The sequence below is a fragment of the Aeromonas sp. MaB10011B genome, from assembly GCF_017939325.1.
Lineage (GTDB): Bacteria > Pseudomonadota > Gammaproteobacteria > Enterobacterales > Aeromonadaceae > Aeromonas > Aeromonas caviae.
This window is the reverse complement of record NZ_JAGKRK010000010.1, coordinates 40,385-60,901: the sequence shown is the minus strand read 5'-3', so window position 1 is coordinate 60,901 and position 20,517 is coordinate 40,385. Positions and strand designations below refer to the sequence as shown.

Here is a 20,517-nt window from a genome sequence, read left to right as displayed (position 1 = left end):
ACAGCTAAAACTGCGTAGTACACATAGAGGTATTTTTTTCTAGATTTATATCGAATTTCGTTATCGAATTTCGCTTATTATTGATCAACTCGTTGCAGATCATGAAGGCGAAAGTATGACGAATAACCCTACCGATGACAGCAGACCATGGTCGGTCTTTCTTATTTTTCTGCGGCTTGGATTGACATCTTTTGGCGGCCCCATTGCGCACTTGGGCTACTTCCGCGCCGAATTTGTCACACGGCGGCGCTGGCTCTCCGAACGGAGCTATGCTGACTTGGTCGCGCTTTGTCAGTTCTTGCCAGGGCCTGCAAGCAGCCAGGTCGGCATAGCGGTAGGACTGTCTCGGGCTGGATACAGCGGGGCGCTGGCTGCTTGGGCTGGCTTCACGCTGCCGTCTGCCATAGCCTTGATCCTTTTTGCGCTCGGCATCTCCAGCTATGGCGATTACGTCTCGCAGGGCGCGTTGCATGGCTTAAAAGTGGTGGCTGTGGCCGTGGTCGCTCAAGCAGTATGGGGCATGGCGCGTAACCTATGCACGGATGGGCTGCGAGTCACCATCATGGCAATTGCTACCTGCGTCGTTTTACTTGTGCCGTCCGCGTGGGGACAGGTTGGCGTGATTGCTATCGCAGGCATCGCAGGCCGGTTATTGTTCAAGCCAGCGAAAGTTGTTGAGCATGACCCCCTACCTATCACGGTCAGTCACCGGGCCGGCGTGCTTTGGCTCTCGCTGTTCTTTGTCTTGCTGATTGGCCTGCCGGTGTTGGCCGAACTGATGCCAAGTCAAACCATGGCAATGGTGGATTCCTTCTATCGTGTCGGATCACTGGTGTTCGGCGGTGGTCACGTTGTGCTGCCATTACTGCAAGCCGAAGTGGTGCCCTCCGGCTGGGTCAACAATGAATCCTTTCTCGCGGGGTACGGGGCAGCTCAAGCGGTGCCCGGCCCTTTGTTCACGTTCGCCGCGTTTCTTGGTGCCTCGATGAACACCGCCCCGTCGGGCTGGATCGGCGGCATTGTGTGTCTGCTGGCTATCTTCGCGCCCTCGTTCTTGCTGGTCGTCGGATCAATGCCATTTTGGGAGCGTTTGCGCCGCAATACAGGCATCCAAGCTGCGCTGGCCGGGATCAATGCCGCTGTAGTCGGCTTGCTGCTGGCCGCGCTGTATCAGCCTGTATGGACTAGCGCCATCTTTCAGCCGCAAGACTTCGGCTTGGCATTAGTTGCCCTTGTCGCACTTATGTTCTGGAAGCTCCCGCCGTGGCTGGTTGTCCTCGGTAGCGGTGCAGCTGGGTGGCTGTTGAGCGTCGCTCTGTGAGGCACAAAAAATGACTGACAAAGACCTCTACGGCGGTTTGATCCGCCTGCACATCCTTCACCATGCAGCCGAGGAACCTGTCTTTGGGCTGGGGATCATCGAAGAGCTACGCCGACACGGCTACGAGATGAGCGCTGGCACCGTGTACCCGATGCTGCACGGCCTGGAAAAAAAAGGCTATCTGACCTCACGCCACGAACGCACCGGGCGACGTGAACGGCGTGTTTATGACATCACTGAACAAGGCAGAACTGCACTTGCTGATGCGAAAACAAAGGTCAAGGAGCTGTTCGGAGAGTTGGTAGAAGGTGGTTGAGTTTTTGCTTCTATGTCAGGTTGAGCTATACCCTAACTGGATTGTCATTTTCAGAAGACGACTGCACCAGTTGATTGGGCGTAATGGCTGTTGTGCAGCCAGCTCCTGACAGTTCAATATCAGAAGTGATCTGCACCAATCTCGACTATGCTCAATACTCGTGTGGGCTCTGTTGCAAAAATCGTGAAGCTTGAGCATGCTTGGCGGAGATTGGACGGACGGAACGATGACGGATTTCAAGTGGCGCCATTTCCAGGGTGATGTGATCCTGTGGGCGGTGCGCTGGTATTGTCGCTATCCGATCAGCTATCGCGACCTTGAGGAAATGCTGGCGGAACGCGGCATTTCGGTCGACCATACGACGATCTATCGCTGGGTCCAGTGCTACGCCCCGGAGATGGAGAAGCGGCTGCGCTGGTTCTGGCGGCGTGGCTTTGATCCGAGCTGGCGCCTGGATGAAACCTACGTCAAGGTGCGGGGCAAGTGGACCTACCTGTACCGGGCAGTCGACAAGCGGGGCGACACGATCGATTTCTACCTGTCGCCGACCCGCAGCGCCAAGGCAGCGAAGCGGTTCCTGGGCAAGGCCCTGCGAGGCCTGAAGCACTGGGAAAAGCCTGCCACGCTCAATACCGACAAAGCGCCGAGCTATGGTGCAGCGATCACCGAATTGAAGCGCGAAGGAAAGCTGGACCGGGAGACGGCCCACCGGCAGGTGAAGTATCTCAATAACGTGATCGAGGCCGATCACGGAAAGCTCAAGATACTGATCAAGCCGGTGCGCGGTTTCAAATCGATCCCCACGGCCTATGCCACGATCAAGGGATTCGAAGTCATGCGAGCCCTGCGCAAAGGACAGGCTCGCCCCTGGTGCCTGCAGCCCGGCATCAGGGGCGAGGTGCGCCTTGTGGAGAGAGCTTTTGGCATTGGGCCCTCGGCGCTGACGGAGGCCATGGGCATGCTCAACCACCATTTCGCAGCAGCCGCCTGATCGGCGCAGAGCGACAGCCTACCTCTGACTGCCGCCAATCTTTGCAACAGAGCCCGCCGTGCTAGTCTGCTCGGTGATGGTGGAGTGAAGCCAACCCGCAATCGGGTTATGAATCTGCATCGCGATTCGCAATCAGCTGTCTCTTGAGCATGTCGAACTCCTGCGATGTTATCTCGCCGTGCTCGTGCTGCTACACCAACTTGTCCAACTCATCCGCCACACCGCTCCCCACCACCTGCGATGGCCAGGTTGTTTGCTGGGCGCATTGGCGGAGTATCGTCTCGACCCGGGACACCCACACCGGCACAACCTTACGGGAGTGATTCACTGTCAAAGAATCGGCCCGGTGCTCTGACGCAAGTATCGGGATGGTCACCATTTGTAAGCCGTAGACCTGAGTGGTGATCAAGACTTCGATACCACCGACCGTACCGGTACTAATCGACGACGGTCGTGTTCGTCGCCTGCCGCAGGGACTCTGCACACCTCCGTTTACGCATGTGCCTGGAGGAGTTGGAAATCGTCGTGTTCGGGAAACATTAAACACAGGATGGCAGCGATCTGAGCCAGCACATGATCAGCTAGCTCACCATCCGGATCGACGGCCCACTGCATCGTCGCGCCAGCGATGACCGAGTGCAGGAGCAACTCAGCTGCCGCAGGAGCACCTGGGGGCAGTCGCTTGCGGATCCCCTCCACCACCGCGCGGTTCCGCTGGATCGCAAGCGTGCGTAGCTCCGGCACCTGGAGCTCGTACCAGGAGATGAGATAGTTCACCGAGAAGTCGTTGCGAGTGTTCATGCTCCGAACGAGCACCTGCAAAAATTCCCAGAGCCCTTGCGGCCCTGCGCCTATCGGTATCGCATTCAGGTAATGCCGCACCTGCTCGACGCCGCGCTCCATCATCCTCACCAGCAGCGTATCGCGGTTGGTGAAGCGCTGGATTAACGCTGCGCGGGAGAGCCCCACCTCCTTTGCTACTCCGCTGAGCGTGAACTCTATGGGACCGCAACGCTTCAGCACTACGGTGGCGGCCTCGAGTACCTCGTCATCGGACTTGAGCTTGGGGCGGGGCATCAGTGTTCACCTTCTGTATGGGTTGGGGCGGAGGCTGTGGCTGCCGCCGCCATTGTAGCAAATTGAAGACGGAGCGAGAGTAGAGCCACGAGCCCCGCAAACACGGCCGATACAACGAGGCCAGGGAGCGGACCAGCAAGGTCGACAAACGCGCCGGCCGCAAGCATAACCATGGGCGAGGCTGACAGCATCACCGCCGAGACCGTGCCGAGTACCCGGCCGAGAAGTTCTGGCGGCGTGCGGTTGTAGATGGCAGCGTTGAGAATGGGAGAGACTGAGCCGGTCAGCAGTCCCACGAGCGCGCCCAACAACATCAGCACCGGCACGCCTGGCAACTGTGAAAGCAGAAGCGAGCCCACCGCAGAGCCACAAAATGCCACCGCCAGCCAGTTCTGCGCTGATATCCGGGCGCCGACCGACGCATGAATGGCAATGCCAAGGAGACCACCAGCCCCCATCATTGAGGAGAACAGCCCGAGCTCTGCTACTTGGCGTCCTGCATCTACAAACAGCGCAGGCATGATGACGCTGCCGTTGGCGCCAACGATGCCCACGAAGATCATCACTATACCAAAGAGAGGGCGCAGCAGGGGTTCGCTCCAGAGAAAAGCGACGCCGGCGCGCATGGAGAGAGTCGCCGTCGTGGTCATCGTCCGAGCGGCACGCGCGGGAAGCACCCACGCGCCGAGCAGACCTGCAAGGACGGAGCAGAACGCCGTCAGCCCGAGCGTTGGCGCAGCGCCAAGCAGGCCGATTGCGGCCCCCCCAAGGGCCGGGCCACCTAGAATCGCGACGTTCCCGATCACCGCTTTCAGTGACGAGACGCGCTCAACGGAGAGCCCGGCGACGTGGCCGAGTTTGGGCAGCTCACTGTCCTGCGCGGCCATACCGGGTGCGTCGAACGCGGCACCGAGCACCACGCAAGCGATCAGCCCAGTGTTCGAGAGGGCGCCAACGGCATCGAGCAGTGGGATGCTCGCCATGGCCACGCCGCCCACCACACCCGAGATCAATGCGACGGGCGCGCGCCCGAACCGATCGACGAGGCCACCACCAACCCACGCGCCGATGATGGTCGCGATGACGCTGCTAGCGGCCGTGGCGCCCGCCCAGGCCGCGCTCTTTGTATGAGACAGGACGAACCATGGAAGCGCGAGGGCCGCCACCGCGTTGCCGATCCGGAAGAGAAAGGTCGCCGCGAACAGCGTCGCGAGCGGGCTATATCGACGTTCGCTCATTCCGCTGCGGCGAGCTGCGCCTTCGCCGCAGCGAGGTACTCTTCGTTACCCGAGTCGAGGGCGAAGAGTGCGTAGGTGACCGCCCCGAACGCAAGGCGCTCCGCGATGTGGTGGGCGAGCCGCGGCCACACCCGGCCACCGGCCGCTTCATACGTGAGGAGGAGCTTCGCGAGCCCCTCTTCACCAAAGACCATAAGGTGCGCGGCCATGTCGATGGCAGGGTCATCAACGCGGGCCTCGCTCCAGTCGATCATCCCGCTGACGCGCTCCGTGTTGTCGATGAGCACATGGCCCACGTAGAGATCGCCATGCACCACCACGGAGAAATCTGGCCACGACGAATCGTCGTCGAGCCAGCGCTGCCACCGGTGGAGGCGCTTGTCGTTCACCACGAACTCGCGTCGGACGCGGTCAACGTCGTCGGCCACCTTCTGACGGGCCTGCGTCGGTGTACGGATGAGCATCCCCGCATCCACGGCGGCGGAAATGGGGACGGCATGCAGGGCGGCGAGCGCGGTCGCGAAGCTCTCCGCGAAGACCTCCGAGTCCTGCGGCACGACCCAGTCGGGCGTGGACGAACCAGGCTGGATGACCATCGCAGTCGAGTCTTCGAGCATGGGATAGGCAACGAGCTCGGCGTTGGCCACGCGCCAGTCCGGCACCGCGAACGGCAGGCGATTCTTGAGCATTGCCAGCACCCGCGCCTCTGGTTCGACCTTCGCGCTTACCTCGGCTCGGCGCGGGATGCGCAGCACCCACCGACGTCCATCGTCGACGGTGGCGATCACGATCCTATAGTCGAGCCCAAGCTCATTGACAGTCAGCGGGCCATGGAGCTTGAGCCCATGTCGGGCTGCAAGTGCGTACAGTTGGGAGGTATCGGCGGTCGTGACTACGGTCATGATTCACTCCTGAGGGCTTGACGGGTTTAGCCACCTAAATGTAACAGTCACGTCGGTTATATTCAATCCGGCACTGTTGCAAAGTTAGCGATGAGGCAGCCTTTTGTCTTATTCAAAGGCCTTACATTTCAAAAACTCTGCTTACCAGGCGCATTTCGCCCAGGGGATCACCATAATAAAATGCTGAGGCCTGGCCTTTGCGTAGTGCACGCATCACCTCAATACCTTTGATGGTGGCGTAAGCCGTCTTCATGGATTTAAATCCCAGCGTGGCGCCGATTATCCGTTTCAGTTTGCCATGATCGCATTCAATCACGTTGTTCCGGTACTTAATCTGTCGGTGTTCAACGTCAGACGGGCACCGGCCTTCGCGTTTGAGCAGAGCAAGCGCGCGACCATAGGCGGGCGCTTTATCCGTGTTGATGAATCGCGGGATCTGCCACTTCTTCACGTTGTTGAGGATTTTACCCAGAAACCGGTATGCAGCTTTGCTGTTACGACGGGAGGAGAGATAAAAATCGACAGTGCGGCCCCGGCTGTCGACGGCCCGGTACAGATACGCCCAGCGGCCATTGACCTTCACGTAGGTTTCATCCATGTGCCACGGGCAAAGATCGGAAGGGTTACGCCAGTACCAGCGCAGCCGTTTTTCCATTTCAGGCGCATAACGCTGAACCCAGCGGTAAATCGTGGAGTGATCGACATTCACTCCGCGTTCAGCCAGCATCTCCTGCAGCTCACGGTAACTGATGCCGTATTTGCAGTACCAGCGTACGGCCCACAGAATGATGTCACGCTGAAAATGCCGGCCTTTGAATGGGTTCATGTGCAGCTCCATCAGCAAAAGGGGATGATAAGTTTATCACCACCGACTATTTGCAACAGTGCCCATCGGCGTAGTAGTGGATGTGGTCGATGACAAAGCCGGTGCGGGTCAGCGTGCGCCGGAGGATCGGCAGAAAATCGACCAGGAACGAAGTAGCGCGTGTGACGACGGCCGGTACGCCGACACGCGCCACGGCCTCGGCCCAGCGCGCGGCCGGCGGTTGGAGCAGGCCGTTGTGCACCGAACCGTGGTAGGTGCCGACCGCCAATGTGAGCCAGCGCTCTAGCTCGCGCAGCGTCAGGGCGGCCTTGTTTTCGGAATCGTAGTCGCCGCGCTGGTCAGGGTTGGAGAAGGTCGTTCCCGGCAGTTCGTCGTGAATCATCTGCATCGCCGTGCCGATGATCCGTTCCACGATGCCGCCATAGTGCGGCTGTCCCAGCGGGCGATAGTCCAGCCGGATGCCATGCTGCTCGCAACCCCGGCGCAGGGCCTCGCTCTTGAACTCGGCCGCGTTGTCTAGGTAGAGCAGCAAGGGCTTGCCGCTCATCTGCCAATCCATTTCCACGTTCAGTCCTTCCAGCCAAGGGCGCTTGTCGCAGGCGACATGCACGAGGCACAGGCCAACCGAAACGGCAGACGGCGCTTCCAGCGTGACGACCATGCCGAGCACGCAGCGGGTGAACACGTCGATGGCGAGGGTCAGGTACGGGCGGCCAATAGGTTGCCGGTCGCGGTCATCGACCACGATCAGGTCGATGACCGTATGGTCTATCTGCACCTGCTCCAGCGGCGCGGTCACGGCAGGAGGCTCGCCGCCCACACCTTGTAGGTCACGAGCGGCATCCTGGCCTTCCCGCCGGCGGATGACCTTGCGCGGGTCAAGGCTAGCGATCCGTAAGGCCACGGTATTGCGCGCCGGCACTCGCAGTTTTTGAGCCTTGCACACCTGAGTGACTTCGCGGTGAAAGGCCGCTAGGCTGCGCTTCTGCTTGGTCAGGAACCGCTTTTGCAGTAGCTCGTGGATGACGCGCTCGACCGGTTCCGGCAAGCGCCCCTTACCTTTACCTCCACCGGACTGGCCGGGCACCAGATCCGTCACGAGGCCGCTGCCTTGCCGGGCACGCCGGATCAGAACGTATACCTGGCGCCGAGACAAGCCCAGCGCCTGAGCCGCCATATCGGCCGCTTCGTGCCCGACCGTCTCCGACTGCGCCAACGGACTGATGATCTCCGCACGACGGCGCGCACGCTCCCAAGCCTCATCAGGCAGAGTGGCCACGCCTTGTTCTGGAATCCGTGGGGTGTCCGTCGCCATGCTCACCTCGCTTTGGTGCACACGAGTATTGAGCATAGTCGAGATTGGTGCAGATCACTTCTGATATTGAACTGTCAGGAGCTGGCTGCACAACAGCCATTACGCCCAATCAACTGGTGCAGTCGTCTTCTGAAAATGACACTGACGAAGCGGCGCGGCCCTGCCTGACATCAAGTTAGGGTATAGCCTAGATTGACATGCGCGATGCAACCCTTAACTTGCTTGCACCTATCGTTTCCATGCTAGCTTTATCGTAACGCTCAAGAAATTGGGCTTAATGCCGAAAACAATAAAATAAAACAGCCAACCCTTGAGGTTCTTATGCGCCAGAATTTACCAGTGACGGGTCGAAACTTAGAACTCCCAAAAGATGCCAATATTCTTTCGACTACCTCCCCTCAAAGCCATATCACGTACGTTAATCCTGACTTCATTAAAATCAGTGGTTTCACTGAGGAAGAACTATTAGGCCAGCCTCACAACATCGTAAGACACCCAGATATGCCGCCTGCTGCATTTGAGCATATGTGGAGTACATTAAAATCTGGCCGCTCATGGATGGGGCTAGTAAAAAATCGCTGTAAAAATGGCGACCACTATTGGGTAAGTGCTTATGTAACGCCAATAGCTAAGAATGGTTCGATTGTTGAATACCAGTCTGTAAGGACCAAGCCTGAACCTGAGCAGGTTTTGGCTGCGGAAAAATTATATGCTCAATTGAGAAGCGGGAAGGCCGCGAGGCCGAAATTGGCTGCTAGCTTTTCCGTGAAAATACTCTTGCTCATATGGGGTAGTATTATATCAAGCGCAATGGCTGCCGGCATGCTTACTGATACATCAATAAGCAGCTTATTGTTAGCCACTTTAATGTCAGGAAGCTTAAGCTCTGTTAGTGTTTTGGCTATTCTCTCTCCTCTTGGAAGACTGGTTGAAAGAGCCAGGAATATTTCCAATAACCCATTAAGTCAATCCCTCTACACTGGGCGCACCGATGAGTTTGGCCAAATAGAGTTTGCTTTACGAATGATGCAAGCTGAAACAGGCGCCATAGTAGGTCGCATAGGTGATGCATCAAATCGGCTTAGCGAACACACCCGAGGCCTACTAAAGGATATTGAGTCAAGCAATGTACTTACAGTTGAGCAGCAGGCAGAGACAGATCAAATAGCAACGGCAGTAAACCAAATGGTGGCAAGCATTCAAGAGGTTGCGAGCAATGCACAGCATGCTGCAGATGCGGCCGGAAGAGCAGACACTGAGACGGCATCTGGCCAGCGTCTGGTAGCCCACACAAGCCAGTCAATCACTGCCCTTGAAGGTGAAATTAGGCAAGCCGCTCAGGTTATTCATGAGCTTGAAGGTCAAAGTAACGAGATATCAAAAGTTCTTGACGTTATACGAGGGATCGCCGAGCAAACGAATTTGTTGGCACTCAACGCAGCAATTGAGGCCGCGCGTGCTGGTGAGCAGGGGCGTGGTTTTGCTGTTGTCGCCGATGAGGTTCGCAGTCTTGCTGCTCGCACACAGCAATCGACAACGGATATTCAAAGCATGATCAGCGCTCTACAAGAGCGAGCGCAATCCGCTGTTACAGTCATGGAGCAAAGTAGTCGGCAAGCGCACACGAGTGTAGCTCACGCAGAGGAAGCAGCTACAGCTCTTGATGGAATTGGCCAACGCGTTAACGAAATTACCGACATGAACGCGCAAATAGCGACTGCGGTCGAGCAGCAGGGAGCAGTAAGTGAAGACATAAACCGCAGTATTATCAATATACGCGATGCTGCTGATACCAATGTACAGACCGGGCAGAATAATTTGCAAAGTGCGAAATCTGTCGCTCAGTTAACTAGCGCTCTGAGCGAACTGGCAAAACAGTTTTGGGAAAAACGAGGATAACGCTTTTCAGTATCTCGACAGGGATAACTTACTTTACCATCGGTTATCCCTTTTAGCCGCACAAATTTTAGCCATGGCTTTTCAGGAAGTCAGGGCTATCAGAATGGCCTTAGAAAGCCTAGTCAAAGAGCTGTCACGAGAACACCGTTAGCTTAGCGTACGATTTTTTCCGAATTCTGCGGTTCCCCCAACCAGAGTGGGGGTTTTTCAGACTCGAACAGGCGCTATTTTTGCTCGAGCGACCCCACTCTCACGCATTGAACAGGTTGTTATCCCGTACCAGCTCCCGGGGCAGGGCATTCTTGATGCGACTCCCCACCCATTTCCCCATGCCGAGCGGGTGCCCCTGGTAACGAACGATCACTTCCCCAGTCCCGGCATCCTGCTCTGGCCAGACATCTCGTCCCATCATGAATTCACGGGCATTGGAGGCATCCAGCTCGACGCATCCCTTACTCGCCTCATGGCCGTAAGCCAGAGCCCATTCATGGGTCAATCGATATCCCTTCTTGAAGGTCTCAGCCAGCTTGATGCCGATGCGATCGAAGCGCAGCTTCCCCTGTACCTGCTCGAAGGCGTGAGGGAAGAGCCAGATCTCGTCATTGCGGCCAAACAGTTGGCCATGGGGCACGATGCCAAAATTCCCTTCAATCTCCCGCAGCATGGGGCCAGCCTCTTTCTCTGGCAGCGGCGAGAAGGGGAACTTGCCGAGCTTGCCCGGTTTGAACATGGTGTTGGGCACGGAGTGATGCTTGCGCAACCGGGCGACGAAAAATCCTTCACTGTCGAAGATCTGGGGCCAAACGTGCAAGTATCCCTCCGGTGTACAGGCTTTCTCCGCTCCCGGAAAGAGATCGGCCAACGAGTCAAAGCTGAAGGCATCACCGAACTTCTCCTGCAACGACTGACAGACGGCCTGATTCTCTTGCAGGCTCAGGGTGCAGGTGGAGTAGACCAGTACGCCGCCGGGTTTGAGGGCGTGAAAAGCGCTCTCCAGCAGGCCACGCTGCACCGCGGCAATCTCGTCGATGCTCTCGAGACTCCAGTTGCGCAGCGCGTCTTCATCTTTTCGCACCGTCCCCTCGCCGGAGCAGGGGGCGTCGAGCAGGATGGCGTCGAAGGTTTCAGGCAGCCATTGGCCAAAGACCTTGGCATCGAAATGGGTCATGCCGACGTTGGTCACACCGCAGCGCTGGATATTGGCGCTCAGCACTTTCAGCCTGCTGCTGGAAAACTCGTTGGCGATCAGCATGCCGCGGTTCTCCATCAGCGCCGCGATCTGGGTAGTCTTGGAGCCAGGGGCGGCGGCCGCGTCCAGCAACATGCCATCCCCTCTGGTTTGCTCACTGGCAAAGAGCGCCGTCACCGGCAACATGGAGCTCGCTTCCTGAATATAGAAGAGGCCGCACAGATGCTCGGCCGTGTTGCCAAGGGGGACGCTCTCATCACTGCGGGTGAGCCAGAAGCCGGTTTCACACCAGGGCACGGGATCCAGCTGCCAGCCAAGCGGCGCCATGCGGGCGACAAACTCGGATACCGTGATCTTGAGGGTGTTGACCCGGATGCTGCGCCGCAGCGGCTGCCGGCAACTCGCCACGAATGCCTCCATGGAGAGATGGGATGGCATGAACTCCGCAATGTGACGCAGGAAGTGATCGGGGAGGTAGGTGTTGTCGTGCACGGCGCAATCTCGCTGACCCAAAATGAGGGGCGACATCTTACCACAGTGCGCCGCCCTTCTTGATGGGAGAGTCCATGAGGCCATAAAAAAACCGGCACAAGGCCGGTTTTTGACGAGCAGGGGAATAACTCAGGGCAAGATGCGGGGACTCCACTCCAGCCACTCTTTCTCTGCCTTGGCATGAAGCGGATAACGATGGCCCGCCTTGACGGTCGCGCCCATCTCCCGCTCCGGCGTATTGAAGGCAATCCCGCCCGCCAGCAGGCTTTGCACCGTTTCGACCTCGATGGTGCCACCGGTCAGCCCGATATCGGCCTTGACCCCGGAGACATTCCAGAACCGGCTGTTGGCGCGTATCAGATGGGCGTACTGTCCATCCACATTCACATCGATCAGCACCTCGCTGCCATCCCGGGCCAGGGTCACGCCGGTGACGCTGCCCACCACCATCTTGCGAAACAGCAGGGGGCTGCCCACGCTGATGCCATCGACGGAGGGGCTCTTGAGGGTCAGGGCAAGACCGGCGGGGCCACTCTGGCTCAAGGGGAAGGTCTCCTTGCCAGCCCCTCGGCCCGGTGTCGCCTCCACAAAGGCCCCCTTGATCAGGGTATCGAGGTGGGCAACGCCTCCCAGCCCGACCTTGGCCTGCACCAGTGCATAGCGCGCCCCGGATTGCAGGAAGCGCGCGGCATATTGCTCATTCAGCTCGGCCTTGAAGCTTACCTGGCCCAGGGTCGGATCCAGTTCCACCTGCTCCACCTTGCCGATGTCCACTCCGCGATAGCGGATGGGGCTGCCGACCCCGAGACCCGGGTTGTGATCCGCCGTGAGCGTGAGGGTACGCACCTGGGAGCTTGCCTGCTCCTTGCTGTCAAAGAGCTGATGACTGCTGCGACCTGTCCCCAGCTTGTCGAATTCGATGGCACCACGCAGCAGGGTGGCGAGGTTCCCCATCTTGACCTGCACGCCGTCGAGCCGGATCTTGCCGTCGATGGCGGCCTTCTTCCAGAACTGAGGTTGCTGCTTGAGCAAAGGAGCATAGATGGCATCGATCTCCAGGGTGATGGCCACCCCGCGATCATCGGCATCCAGCGCCTTGACCTTGCCCGCTTCCAGTCCCAGATAGAGGACGGGGGAGCCCACACCGATCCCATCAGCCTGAGCGGCACGAAGCGTCCAGCTGACCGCTTTGGCATGGCGGCTCCCAAGCAGGGCCAGCTCCTGGCTGGGGTAGAGGCGGTCAATCCTGTCACCCTTCGGGGCCTGTACCAGCTTGATGCCCCCCGCCAACCAGGCACTGGCCGGGCTGGTCTCCACCTTGATACCGCTGAGGTCCGCCTCCACCTGCAAGGGGGCGGCGCGATAGAAGCGAGCCCGTTGCAGCAGATGGCGATAACGCTCGTTCACCAGCAACTCGACACTGGCATTGCCGCCGGCATCCAGGGTCAGTGCCCCGAGCTGACCTATCTGCAACCCCTTGAACCAGAGCGGAGCCCCTTCGCTCAAACCGGCGAGATCCTCTGCCTGCAGGGTCAGCTTGATGCCGCCGCGCTGTGCCTGGCTCTCCAGGGTCATGGTGTTGACCCGTTTACCGGGTTCATAGTCCAGACGAATGGCGGGCCCGGCCAGCAGGCGATCCGCATGCTTGATCCCGGCAGGGGAGAGAGAGACCGTCTCCCACACCAGACGACTCTTGCCGGTCACCCGGAACGCCTGCTCGGGGTTGATGAGGGCCGTCACGCTCCGCCCCTGTTCGGTGAGGCGAATGGGGTCGATGCGTCCAATCTCGATGCCCTCATAGAGGATGGGCATCCCTTCCTTGATGGGCAGAGTCCCCGCCTGGATGGTGATGCGCTCACCCCGGGCGGCCTCGGCCAGCCCCTTGTAGAGGATGAAGTTGACCCCCTTTTGCGCCACGGGAGAATCCTTGGGGGAGTCAAACGCAATGCCGCCGCTCAGGATGGAGGTGAGACTGCCCGCCTCCACGCTGACGCCAGCCAGGCTGAAGGAGCCCTTGATGCCGCTGATGTTCCAGAAGCGGGTATCCGCCTTGACGAGGTGCTCGAAGCGCGGCTCGATCACCAGATCCAGGATCACGTTCTGGTTCTCTTCCCCAAGACGGGTGTTGATGACACTGCCCACCTCCAGCCCGCGGAAATAGATCTTGGCACCGATGCCCACCGACCCCAGAGAATCGGCTGTCAGGTGCAGGGTTCGCCCCTGGGCCTGATAACCAGGGGGAGGGCCATCCAGGGCATCGAACTCATCCTCCAGCGGGTTGTTCTCCCGTCCGGGTTGCAGGTTGATGTAGTTGCCGGACACCAGGGTGTCCAGGCCGGAGATCTCGGTCAGTGACGCCTTCGGACTCACCAGCCAGAAGTCGGAGCCCTTGCGTATGAGGGAGCGGGCACGGCTGTCCACCTTGGCCAGCACCGCAATCTTGCGACCATCCTGTGCCAGTTCCAGCTCCTGGACCACGCCGATGGCGACCCCCTGATAGCGCAACTGGGTCTTGCCCGGCAAGATACCGTTGCCCTGGGCAAAGTTGATGCGAATGAGTTGACCACTGCTCGTCCACTGCTGGTAGAGAAAGCCTCCCGCCAGCAAGAGGGCGATGAAGGGCAGCAACCAGACCGGTGATAACCAGCGGTGCTTCTCAATGACGGGCTCAGCCCCGACCATACCGACTCCTTACATTGGCTGTGATGCACAGCGCGTTCGACACAAAAAACATTAACGGGCCGCCTTGTCCCACAACAGGCGGGTATCGAGCATCCTGGCCGACATCATGGTGAGCACCACCACGCCGGCGAACGCCGTCGCCCCGGGGCCGGCACGCACATTGAGCAGCACGCCGCGATCCACCAGGGCCACCATCAGCGAGATGACGAACAGGTCCAGCATGGACCAGCGTCCGATGAAATCGATGATGCGGTACATGACGAGTTGGCGTTTGCGGCGCACCGGCTTGCTGCGCTGCAACTGCCAGCAGATCCAGCCAAGACCCAGGATCTTGCCGATGGGCACGATGATGCTCGCGGTCAGTACTATGGTGGCGATGCCGGACATCTTGCTGCGATAGAGCGCCATGATACCGCTGAAAATGGTATCGGACTGCAATAATCCCTTGTTGTAGAAGTGGGTGATGGGCAGCAGGTTTGCAGGCAACAACATGAAGGTGGCCAGCGCCAGCAGGCCCCATGACCAGGCGAGGGAATGGGGAATGCGCATCTGCAAGGGGGTATGACAACGAGGGCAGCTCATGCCGTGTTGATGGCGCACCAGCAACCCACAGGTATGGCAGCGGCAAAGCCCCAGTTCACGGGCGCTGATCGGGGACATGGTCCGGCTCCCGGGAGGCATGTTGCAGCGGAATCCGCTCCCAGTAAGGGGCAGGATCAAAGAGGATCAGCAACGTCATGTTGAGCAGCATCAGACAACCCAGGCTCAGCAGACCGCCTCCCAGGCGCACGTCGGCGATGTCGATAAGCTTGAACAGGGCGACCAGCAGGCTGACGATGTACACCTCCAGCATGGCCCAGTGGCGAAATACCTCGACCGCTTTGAGGGTCCACGCCAGCAGATGCCAGCGCTTGGCCAGGCCGGAGGCGAGGGCAAAGATCCCGAGCAGCAGCCCTGTCGGCGCCAGCACGGCGCACCAGAGCACCAGTGTTGCCACCCAGAGCTCGCTCTCGGCATACAGCATCATAATTCCCTTGATCAGGTTGGCGTCCGAGTTCACGCCCGCCAGACGAAGATAGATCAAAGGCTCAAAAAACGCGGAAGGCAGCAACAGGAATCCGGTGATGGTCAGCGCCATCAACTGGGAAGGGTGAAAGGCATAGCGCCCATACAGATGCTGATGACAGCGGGGGCAATGGGCGTGACGGCGCAGCGGCAGCAACTTGCGTTCGATCAGCAAGTCACAGGCCGGACAGGCAATCACCGAGTGCGGATCCGACATACGATTCAACCTGTTGAAGGAATTGATGAAATTTACCTTAAAACGCCTGCCCTGTCTTGCCGCGCTGCACACCCCCCTTTGAAAAGACGTGTTTTCCGCTGTGAACTGGCCGCCGCCAGCCAAGCAGGGGCTGGCGATGCACGCCGACATGCTGAGGGTATTTGCAATACTGTATATACGTACATATACTTGCGGTCACTATCATCAGGAGGGCGCCGCGATGGCCGTTGAGATCAAGTATGTTGTGGTACGTGGGGGAGTGGAGAAGATGACCTTTGCCAGCAAGAAAGAGGCGGATGCCTATGACAAACTGCTGGACACCGCCGATGAGCTGATGACACTGCTGGCGGGTGCGCCGGTCGCGCTTGCACCGGAGCAGCAGGAGAGTCTGGCCTTTTATCTGGCCGAGCAGCGGGATCAGTTGCAGCAGGTATTGCGCGGTGGAAAAGGGCAGGGGAATTCCCCCAAAGAAGACAAGCTGGATACTGAACTGCCAAAGGGGAAGCCCCTGAAGAGCGTGGCTTGAGACGAAAGGGCGGGGAAGGGGATGTGAGGCAGAATCCACTTTCTCATTCATGAAAAGTGCAACTTAAGTCATTGTCACGCCTCTTTTCCCCGAGAATTTTCCAACCACACCGCATATTTATTGAATATGCCGATTGCTCGTTATCATGGGGTATCACAGCAAGATGCCTCAGGTCGTTGCCCCCAAGGCGCACTGCAACCCCTGATGCCGATAACCCCATTTATCGGCATCAGGGGGGTGCGGCCCCGTTCAAAACATTCAACCGACATCACACACCATCATGACTCATCCAGCACTTCCACCCGCCATGCCACTGTTCGATAGCGTGGACCACCTTGAGGCGGGCAATCCCCAGGTCAACCAGTACCTCGCCACCCTGAGTCTTGGCAAAGTCCCCGACGCGGGGATCGTGTATGAGCTGGCCGTCGACTGGCTGCTGGAGCAGCGCCACAGCGAAAACAACTACAAGACCTATCGCAGTGAGCTGACCACTTTTTTGCACTGGTGTTTTTGCGAGGTGGCCATCAGCCCCAGGGATCTCACCAGGCGCATCATGATGCGCTATCTCGACTATTGCCAGGCGCCACCGTCCAGACTGATTGCCTACCGCAACGTCGCCCAGTTCGTGCTCGACAAGGAGTGGGGGGAACGGTTGCCAAACCCCCTGTGGCGTCCGTTTCTTGGCAAGCGGGAACTGGGCCGGGAGCTACCGTATCGACTGAGTGAGCAGGCGATGAAGACAAAACTCGCCATTTTGTCCGCCTTCTTCCAGTTTCTCATCCAGGAGGAGTACATGGATCGCAATCCGGCTCTCCTGCTGCAGCGGGTTAAACGTGCGGGCCCCCAGGAGGCTGGTGAAGACGCGCAATCCTTCACTGAGCTGCAATGGTCTTATGTGATGCAAGCCGCCGAACAGCTCGCTGCCGAATGCCCGGCACAACATGAGCGCAGCCGCTTTCTCATCTGTCTGATGTATGCCTGTTATCTGCGGATTTCCGAGGTGGCGGCCAGGCCGGGTTTCAGCCCCGTCATGGGCCAGTTTCGACGTGACGCCAAAACGGGCGTCTGGGGTTATGACATTCCCCGCAGCAAAGGCGGTAAACGTCGCACCGTGGCCGTTTCTCAGGCTCTGCTCGAAGCCCTGACTCGCTATCGTACCTTTCTTGGCCTTTCGCCACTGCCGGCCCCCGGCGAGCAGACCCCGCTGTTCGTACGCCACAAGGCGGCGGCCCATGGCCGCGAACAAGGCGAACTCAATGCCAATCTGGGTATCCGCCAGCTTCGAGACCTGGTAATGGCGGTATTTGAACAGGCCGCAAGCCTCGCCGAACAAGACGGTTTTGATCAGGATGCCGCTGAAATGCGAACCCTGACGCCGCACTCCATTCGCCATACCGGTATCACCCATGACATCAATCTGCACGGCCGGCCTTTATCCCACGTACAAGCCGATGCGGGACACGACAGCATCGACACCACCTCCAAGTACCTGCACACCGGCAACCGGGAACGTCACGAGAGTGCCAGCCGCAAGCCGCTGGATCACTTGCTCGACCAGAACCGTACATATGACTGATAACCAATGGTGAACAATAAAACTGCACTCATAACCAAGACACGGGACCTAAAGGCAATCCTTGATTGATTATGCCCTGGGACTCATAAAATACGACACTGCGCATAATGTATATTATGTTAAATGAAATATCTTGGTATTCTGTCACCCTCAACCGAACTGTGTATAATGGTGGCAATTGATCCTATCCCCGACCGGATGTCTTAAGTGGCTGAATTAACATCAGAACAATTAAAACCCGCTTTCTCGATTGAGCAGTTCCCCACACTTGGCGAACTCGACCCCATTCCGTTTGCCGCCCTGCAACCCAGAGCGATTTCGGGTATCAAACGGCTGGCCAGTTTTGATGGTGACTGCCCGGTCATGATCCTCAACGGTTTCCCCGGTGCAGATTACGAGAATGTCTGCCAGACCCTGATCGCCTCTTCGAATGGCAAGGATGGCGACCTGTTCGATCTCTGTTATACCGAGAATCTCAACAACCCTTTCAAGCCCATCTGGCTGCGCCTGCAACCGGGCTCGGGTTTCGAGTTCTGCGAAATGGTCGGTGAGCTGCTCAAGCTGATGAGCCACCATCTCGACGCCGAGCGGCTGGTCACCCGGATCATCCGCAAACAGAACAACGACCCCAAGATCGTGGATTTCCTCTCCGATCTGGCCGCCCATGTCGCCCAGGGCCTCGAGTTCCAGCACCCGGTGCTCATCAACCTGCTGATCCATCATGAGGATCAGCAAGCCCCTGTCGTCTACGGCCGTGACCTGAACTGGGATACCTTGTTCGGTTCCATCAACTATCAGACGGAACAAGGCTCCGTTTACGCCAACCAGCACCTTTTGGAACCTGGTCTGCTGCGGGAAGCCAACGGTGGTTACCTGATACTGCAGCTTGATGAGCTGCTGGATCAGCCTCATCTCTGGTTCAAGCTCAAGAACGCCATGCAAAAAGGCGAGCTGGACTGGAATGCCTATCAGGAAGGCAAGACGCTGACGCCGTTCTTCACCCCGGAGGCGACCCCCATCCGGTTCAAGTTGATCCTGGTCGGTGACAGGCTGGACGTGGCGGAATTCCAGATGCTGGACAGGGACATGGCGGAGCGCATCTTCCTGCGTGCCGATCTGGTCTCCGAAGTGAACATCGAGGAAGATCTCCCCGCCTTCCTGCAATATCTCGCCTGGCTGCGAGCGCGCTGGGCGCTGCTGGATTTCACCCCAGGTGCCCTCCTCGCCCTCTGTCGCCATGCCAGCCGCCTGTGTGACCACCAGGAGTGGCTATCCCTCTCCGAGGTACAGCTCGGCGCCATCATGCGCATGGCCGACAGCCTGGCCCGCGAGCTGGAAGCGATCTGCGTCACTGACGAACATATCCTGCTCGCCCTGGAAGAACAGGATTACCGCCTCAACTATCTGGTGGAGCAATCGGATCAGGGTGTCATCGACGGCCAGATCCTGCTGCAGACCGACGGTGAAGAGGTTGGCCAGATCAACGGGCTTTCCGTCATCCAGGTGGCCGGCCATCCCTATGACTTCGGGGAGCCGGTACGCCTCACCGCGACCGTCCACCTCGGGGATGGCGATGTTGCTGACATCGAGCGCAAGGCGGAGCTCGCCGGGCACATTCACGCCAAGGCCATGATGATCATCCACGGCTACCTCTCCAACAAGTTCGGCGCAGAGAACCCCTCGCCGCTCTCGGCCAACCTGGTGTTCGAGCAGTCATACCACGAGATCGATGGTGACAGCGCCTCCCTGACCGGCCTGTGTGCCCTGCTCTCCGCCCTCGCCCGCCAGCCCATCTATCAGCACTTCGCCGTGACCGGTGCGGTCGACCAGTTCGGCAATGTGCAGGCCGTGGGCGGCGTGAACGAGAAGATTGAGGGCTTCTTCCGGGTGTGCAAGATCCACGGTCTCACCGGAAAGCAAGGCATTCTGCTGCCAGGCACCAACGCCCAGCAGCTCAACCTCTCTGATGAAGTGATCGCGGCAGTAGAGGCCGGCCAGTTCCACATCCACCCGGTGGATCACGTGGAAGAGGCAATCGAGCTGCTCACCGGCTGCGTTGCTGGGGAGCCTGACATGCCGGATACCCTGTTTGGCCGCATCCAGGAGAGACTGGACGAACTCAATGGCACGGCAACCAAGAGTGGCGGCCTGCTGCGCAGCCTGCTGGACCGGCTGCTTGGCCGTTAAATGAAGTGATCGGAGTTGTTTGGCGAACATCTGTAAGCTAAATTGGCCCGGCTTTGACCCATATGAAGGATAAACAGCGTGACCCTAGATAACGACACCACTGATCCCCGCCTCTCCCTGTGCGAACAAGGCAAAGAGTCCTTTACCCGTGAAGAGCTGCTTGCCTGCAGCCGTGGCGAATTATTTGGTGAAGGTAACAGCCAGCTGCCCGCCCCCAACATGCTGATGATGGATCGCATCGTCAAGATCAACGACCATGGCGGCGAGCACGGCAAGGGTGAAATCCTGGCTGAACTCGATATCACGCCGGATCTCTGGTTCTTCGACTGCCACTTCCCCGGCGATCCCGTCATGCCTGGCTGCCTGGGCCTGGATGCCATGTGGCAACTGGTCGGCTTCTTCCTGGGCTGGAAAGGGGGTCCTGGCAAGGGACGTGCGCTGGGTGTCGGTGAAGTCAAGTTCACCGGCCAGATCCTGCCGACGGCCAAGAAGGTCACCTACAAAATCACCTTCAAGCGCGTCATCAACCGCAAACTGGTCATGGGCATTGCCGATGGCGTCGTGGAAGTGGATGGTCGCCCCATCTACAGCGCCACCGATCTGAAAGTGGGCCTGTTCAAAGACACCACCGCATTCTGATCCTGCTCCTGGGTGAGCAGAGACAACGTAAAGGGGCCACGATGGCCCCTTTCCTTTTG

General features: G+C 58.7%; 16 protein-coding genes and 1 pseudogene. 8 read left to right on the top strand and 9 right to left on the bottom strand.

The features are described 5' to 3' along the window. Positions 1 to 115 precede the first annotated feature (115 nt). The 3 genes from chrA to J9893_RS04305 all read left to right on the top strand — a co-directional run bounded on the left by chrA (position 116) and on the right by J9893_RS04305 (position 2,628). On the top strand, positions 116 to 1,321 hold the full coding sequence (chrA, locus tag J9893_RS04315) for a chromate efflux transporter (protein WP_000184001.1): 1,206 nt from the start codon (positions 116 to 118) through the stop codon (positions 1,319 to 1,321). Between the two features lie 10 nt (positions 1,322 to 1,331). Further along, a complete protein-coding gene (locus tag J9893_RS04310; RefSeq protein WP_000130000.1) occupies positions 1,332 to 1,637 on the top strand; it encodes a PadR family transcriptional regulator in 306 nt (101 codons plus the stop codon). A 226-nt stretch (positions 1,638 to 1,863) separates the two neighbouring features. Continuing rightward, the gene (locus J9893_RS04305; protein WP_001389365.1) at positions 1,864 to 2,628 is read left to right on the top strand and encodes an IS6-like element IS6100 family transposase; all 765 of its coding nucleotides are present in this window, start codon (positions 1,864 to 1,866) and stop codon (positions 2,626 to 2,628) included. A gap of 492 nt (positions 2,629 to 3,120) precedes the next feature. On the opposite strand, the gene mphR(A) is transcribed toward J9893_RS04305, so the two are convergent. The 5 genes and pseudogenes from mphR(A) to J9893_RS04280 all read right to left on the bottom strand — a co-directional run. Then, complete coding sequence (gene mphR(A), locus J9893_RS04300) at positions 3,121 to 3,705, bottom strand: macrolide-binding transcriptional repressor MphR(A) (RefSeq protein ID WP_001137892.1); 585 nt, start codon at positions 3,703 to 3,705, stop codon at positions 3,121 to 3,123. Then, positions 3,705 to 4,943: a macrolide resistance MFS transporter Mrx(A) gene (gene mrx(A), locus J9893_RS04295; protein ID WP_000004159.1), complete on the bottom strand. Its 1,239-nt coding sequence runs from the start codon at positions 4,941 to 4,943 to the stop codon at positions 3,705 to 3,707. Before mrx(A) ends, mphR(A) begins: the two co-directional genes overlap by 1 nt. After that, positions 4,940 to 5,845, bottom strand: a complete 906-nt coding sequence (locus J9893_RS04290; protein ID WP_000219391.1) for an Mph(A) family macrolide 2'-phosphotransferase — start codon at positions 5,843 to 5,845, stop codon at positions 4,940 to 4,942. Before J9893_RS04290 ends, mrx(A) begins: the two co-directional genes overlap by 4 nt. 121 nt (positions 5,846 to 5,966) lie before the next feature. Further along, positions 5,967 to 6,671 carry an IS6-like element IS26 family transposase gene (locus J9893_RS04285; protein ID WP_001067855.1) on the bottom strand — a complete coding sequence of 235 codons (705 nt, stop codon included), beginning with the start codon at positions 6,669 to 6,671 and terminating at the stop codon, positions 5,967 to 5,969. 64 nt (positions 6,672 to 6,735) lie between these two features. After that, positions 6,736 to 7,986: pseudogene (locus tag J9893_RS04280) on the bottom strand (transposase); the annotation flags it as partial. Positions 7,987 to 8,307: 321 nt separating this feature from the next. On the opposite strand from J9893_RS04280, the gene J9893_RS04270 reads away from it, so the two are divergent. Next, positions 8,308 to 9,885 carry a PAS domain-containing methyl-accepting chemotaxis protein gene (locus J9893_RS04270; RefSeq protein ID WP_104456125.1) on the top strand — a complete coding sequence of 526 codons (1,578 nt, stop codon included), beginning with the start codon at positions 8,308 to 8,310 and terminating at the stop codon, positions 9,883 to 9,885. Positions 9,886 to 10,135: 250 nt separating this feature from the next. Here J9893_RS04270 and rsmF read toward each other — a convergent pair whose 3' ends face one another. From rsmF to J9893_RS04250, 4 genes are all read right to left on the bottom strand, one after another. Further along, positions 10,136 to 11,566 (bottom strand): 16S rRNA (cytosine(1407)-C(5))-methyltransferase RsmF, encoded by a 1,431-nt coding sequence (gene rsmF / locus J9893_RS04265; protein ID WP_029314541.1) that lies wholly within the window; start codon positions 11,564 to 11,566, stop codon positions 10,136 to 10,138. Positions 11,567 to 11,695: 129 nt separating this feature from the next. Next, positions 11,696 to 14,248 (bottom strand): MlaD family protein, encoded by a 2,553-nt coding sequence (locus tag J9893_RS04260; protein ID WP_010674752.1) that lies wholly within the window; start codon positions 14,246 to 14,248, stop codon positions 11,696 to 11,698. A 51-nt stretch (positions 14,249 to 14,299) separates the two neighbouring features. Next, positions 14,300 to 14,908 (bottom strand): paraquat-inducible protein A, encoded by a 609-nt coding sequence (locus J9893_RS04255; RefSeq protein WP_010674753.1) that lies wholly within the window; start codon positions 14,906 to 14,908, stop codon positions 14,300 to 14,302. Continuing rightward, the gene (locus J9893_RS04250) at positions 14,886 to 15,530 is read right to left on the bottom strand and encodes a paraquat-inducible protein A (RefSeq protein WP_210599791.1); all 645 of its coding nucleotides are present in this window, start codon (positions 15,528 to 15,530) and stop codon (positions 14,886 to 14,888) included. The genes J9893_RS04255 and J9893_RS04250 overlap by 23 nt, the downstream gene beginning before the upstream one ends. Before the next feature lie 220 nt (positions 15,531 to 15,750). Between J9893_RS04250 and J9893_RS04245 the strand changes: the two genes are divergently transcribed. The 4 genes from J9893_RS04245 (at position 15,751) to fabA (ending at position 20,458) form a co-directional block, all read left to right on the top strand. After that, positions 15,751 to 16,056, top strand: a complete 306-nt coding sequence (locus J9893_RS04245; RefSeq protein ID WP_010674755.1) for a YebG family protein — start codon at positions 15,751 to 15,753, stop codon at positions 16,054 to 16,056. A gap of 280 nt (positions 16,057 to 16,336) precedes the next feature. Continuing rightward, complete coding sequence (locus tag J9893_RS04240) at positions 16,337 to 17,632, top strand: site-specific integrase (RefSeq protein ID WP_041201615.1); 1,296 nt, start codon at positions 16,337 to 16,339, stop codon at positions 17,630 to 17,632. Between the two features lie 207 nt (positions 17,633 to 17,839). Beyond that, positions 17,840 to 19,819 carry a Lon protease family protein gene (locus J9893_RS04235; protein WP_029314542.1) on the top strand — a complete coding sequence of 660 codons (1,980 nt, stop codon included), beginning with the start codon at positions 17,840 to 17,842 and terminating at the stop codon, positions 19,817 to 19,819. Positions 19,820 to 19,897: 78 nt separating this feature from the next. Continuing rightward, positions 19,898 to 20,458, top strand: a complete 561-nt coding sequence (gene fabA / locus J9893_RS04230) for a 3-hydroxyacyl-[acyl-carrier-protein] dehydratase FabA (protein WP_010674758.1) — start codon at positions 19,898 to 19,900, stop codon at positions 20,456 to 20,458. The last annotated feature ends 59 nt before the right edge of the window (positions 20,459 to 20,517 follow it).

Excerpts from the sequence above, each read along its gene's own strand:
- chrA (WP_000184001.1), top strand. The coding sequence starts at position 116 with ATGACGAATAACCCTACCGATGACAGCAGACCATGGTCGGTCTTTCTT.
- J9893_RS04310 (WP_000130000.1), top strand. The coding sequence starts at position 1,332 with ATGACTGACAAAGACCTCTACGGCGGTTTGATCCGCCTGCACATCCTT.
- J9893_RS04305 (WP_001389365.1), top strand. The coding sequence starts at position 1,864 with ATGACGGATTTCAAGTGGCGCCATTTCCAGGGTGATGTGATCCTGTGG.
- J9893_RS04290 (WP_000219391.1), bottom strand. The coding sequence starts at position 5,845 with ATGACCGTAGTCACGACCGCCGATACCTCCCAACTGTACGCACTTGCA.
- J9893_RS04285 (WP_001067855.1), bottom strand. The coding sequence starts at position 6,671 with ATGAACCCATTCAAAGGCCGGCATTTTCAGCGTGACATCATTCTGTGG.
- J9893_RS04270 (WP_104456125.1), top strand. The coding sequence starts at position 8,308 with ATGCGCCAGAATTTACCAGTGACGGGTCGAAACTTAGAACTCCCAAAA.
- J9893_RS04260 (WP_010674752.1), bottom strand. The coding sequence starts at position 14,248 with ATGGTCGGGGCTGAGCCCGTCATTGAGAAGCACCGCTGGTTATCACCG.
- J9893_RS04255 (WP_010674753.1), bottom strand. The coding sequence starts at position 14,908 with ATGTCCCCGATCAGCGCCCGTGAACTGGGGCTTTGCCGCTGCCATACC.
- J9893_RS04250 (WP_210599791.1), bottom strand. The coding sequence starts at position 15,530 with ATGTCGGATCCGCACTCGGTGATTGCCTGTCCGGCCTGTGACTTGCTG.
- J9893_RS04245 (WP_010674755.1), top strand. The coding sequence starts at position 15,751 with ATGGCCGTTGAGATCAAGTATGTTGTGGTACGTGGGGGAGTGGAGAAG.
- J9893_RS04240 (WP_041201615.1), top strand. The coding sequence starts at position 16,337 with ATGACTCATCCAGCACTTCCACCCGCCATGCCACTGTTCGATAGCGTG.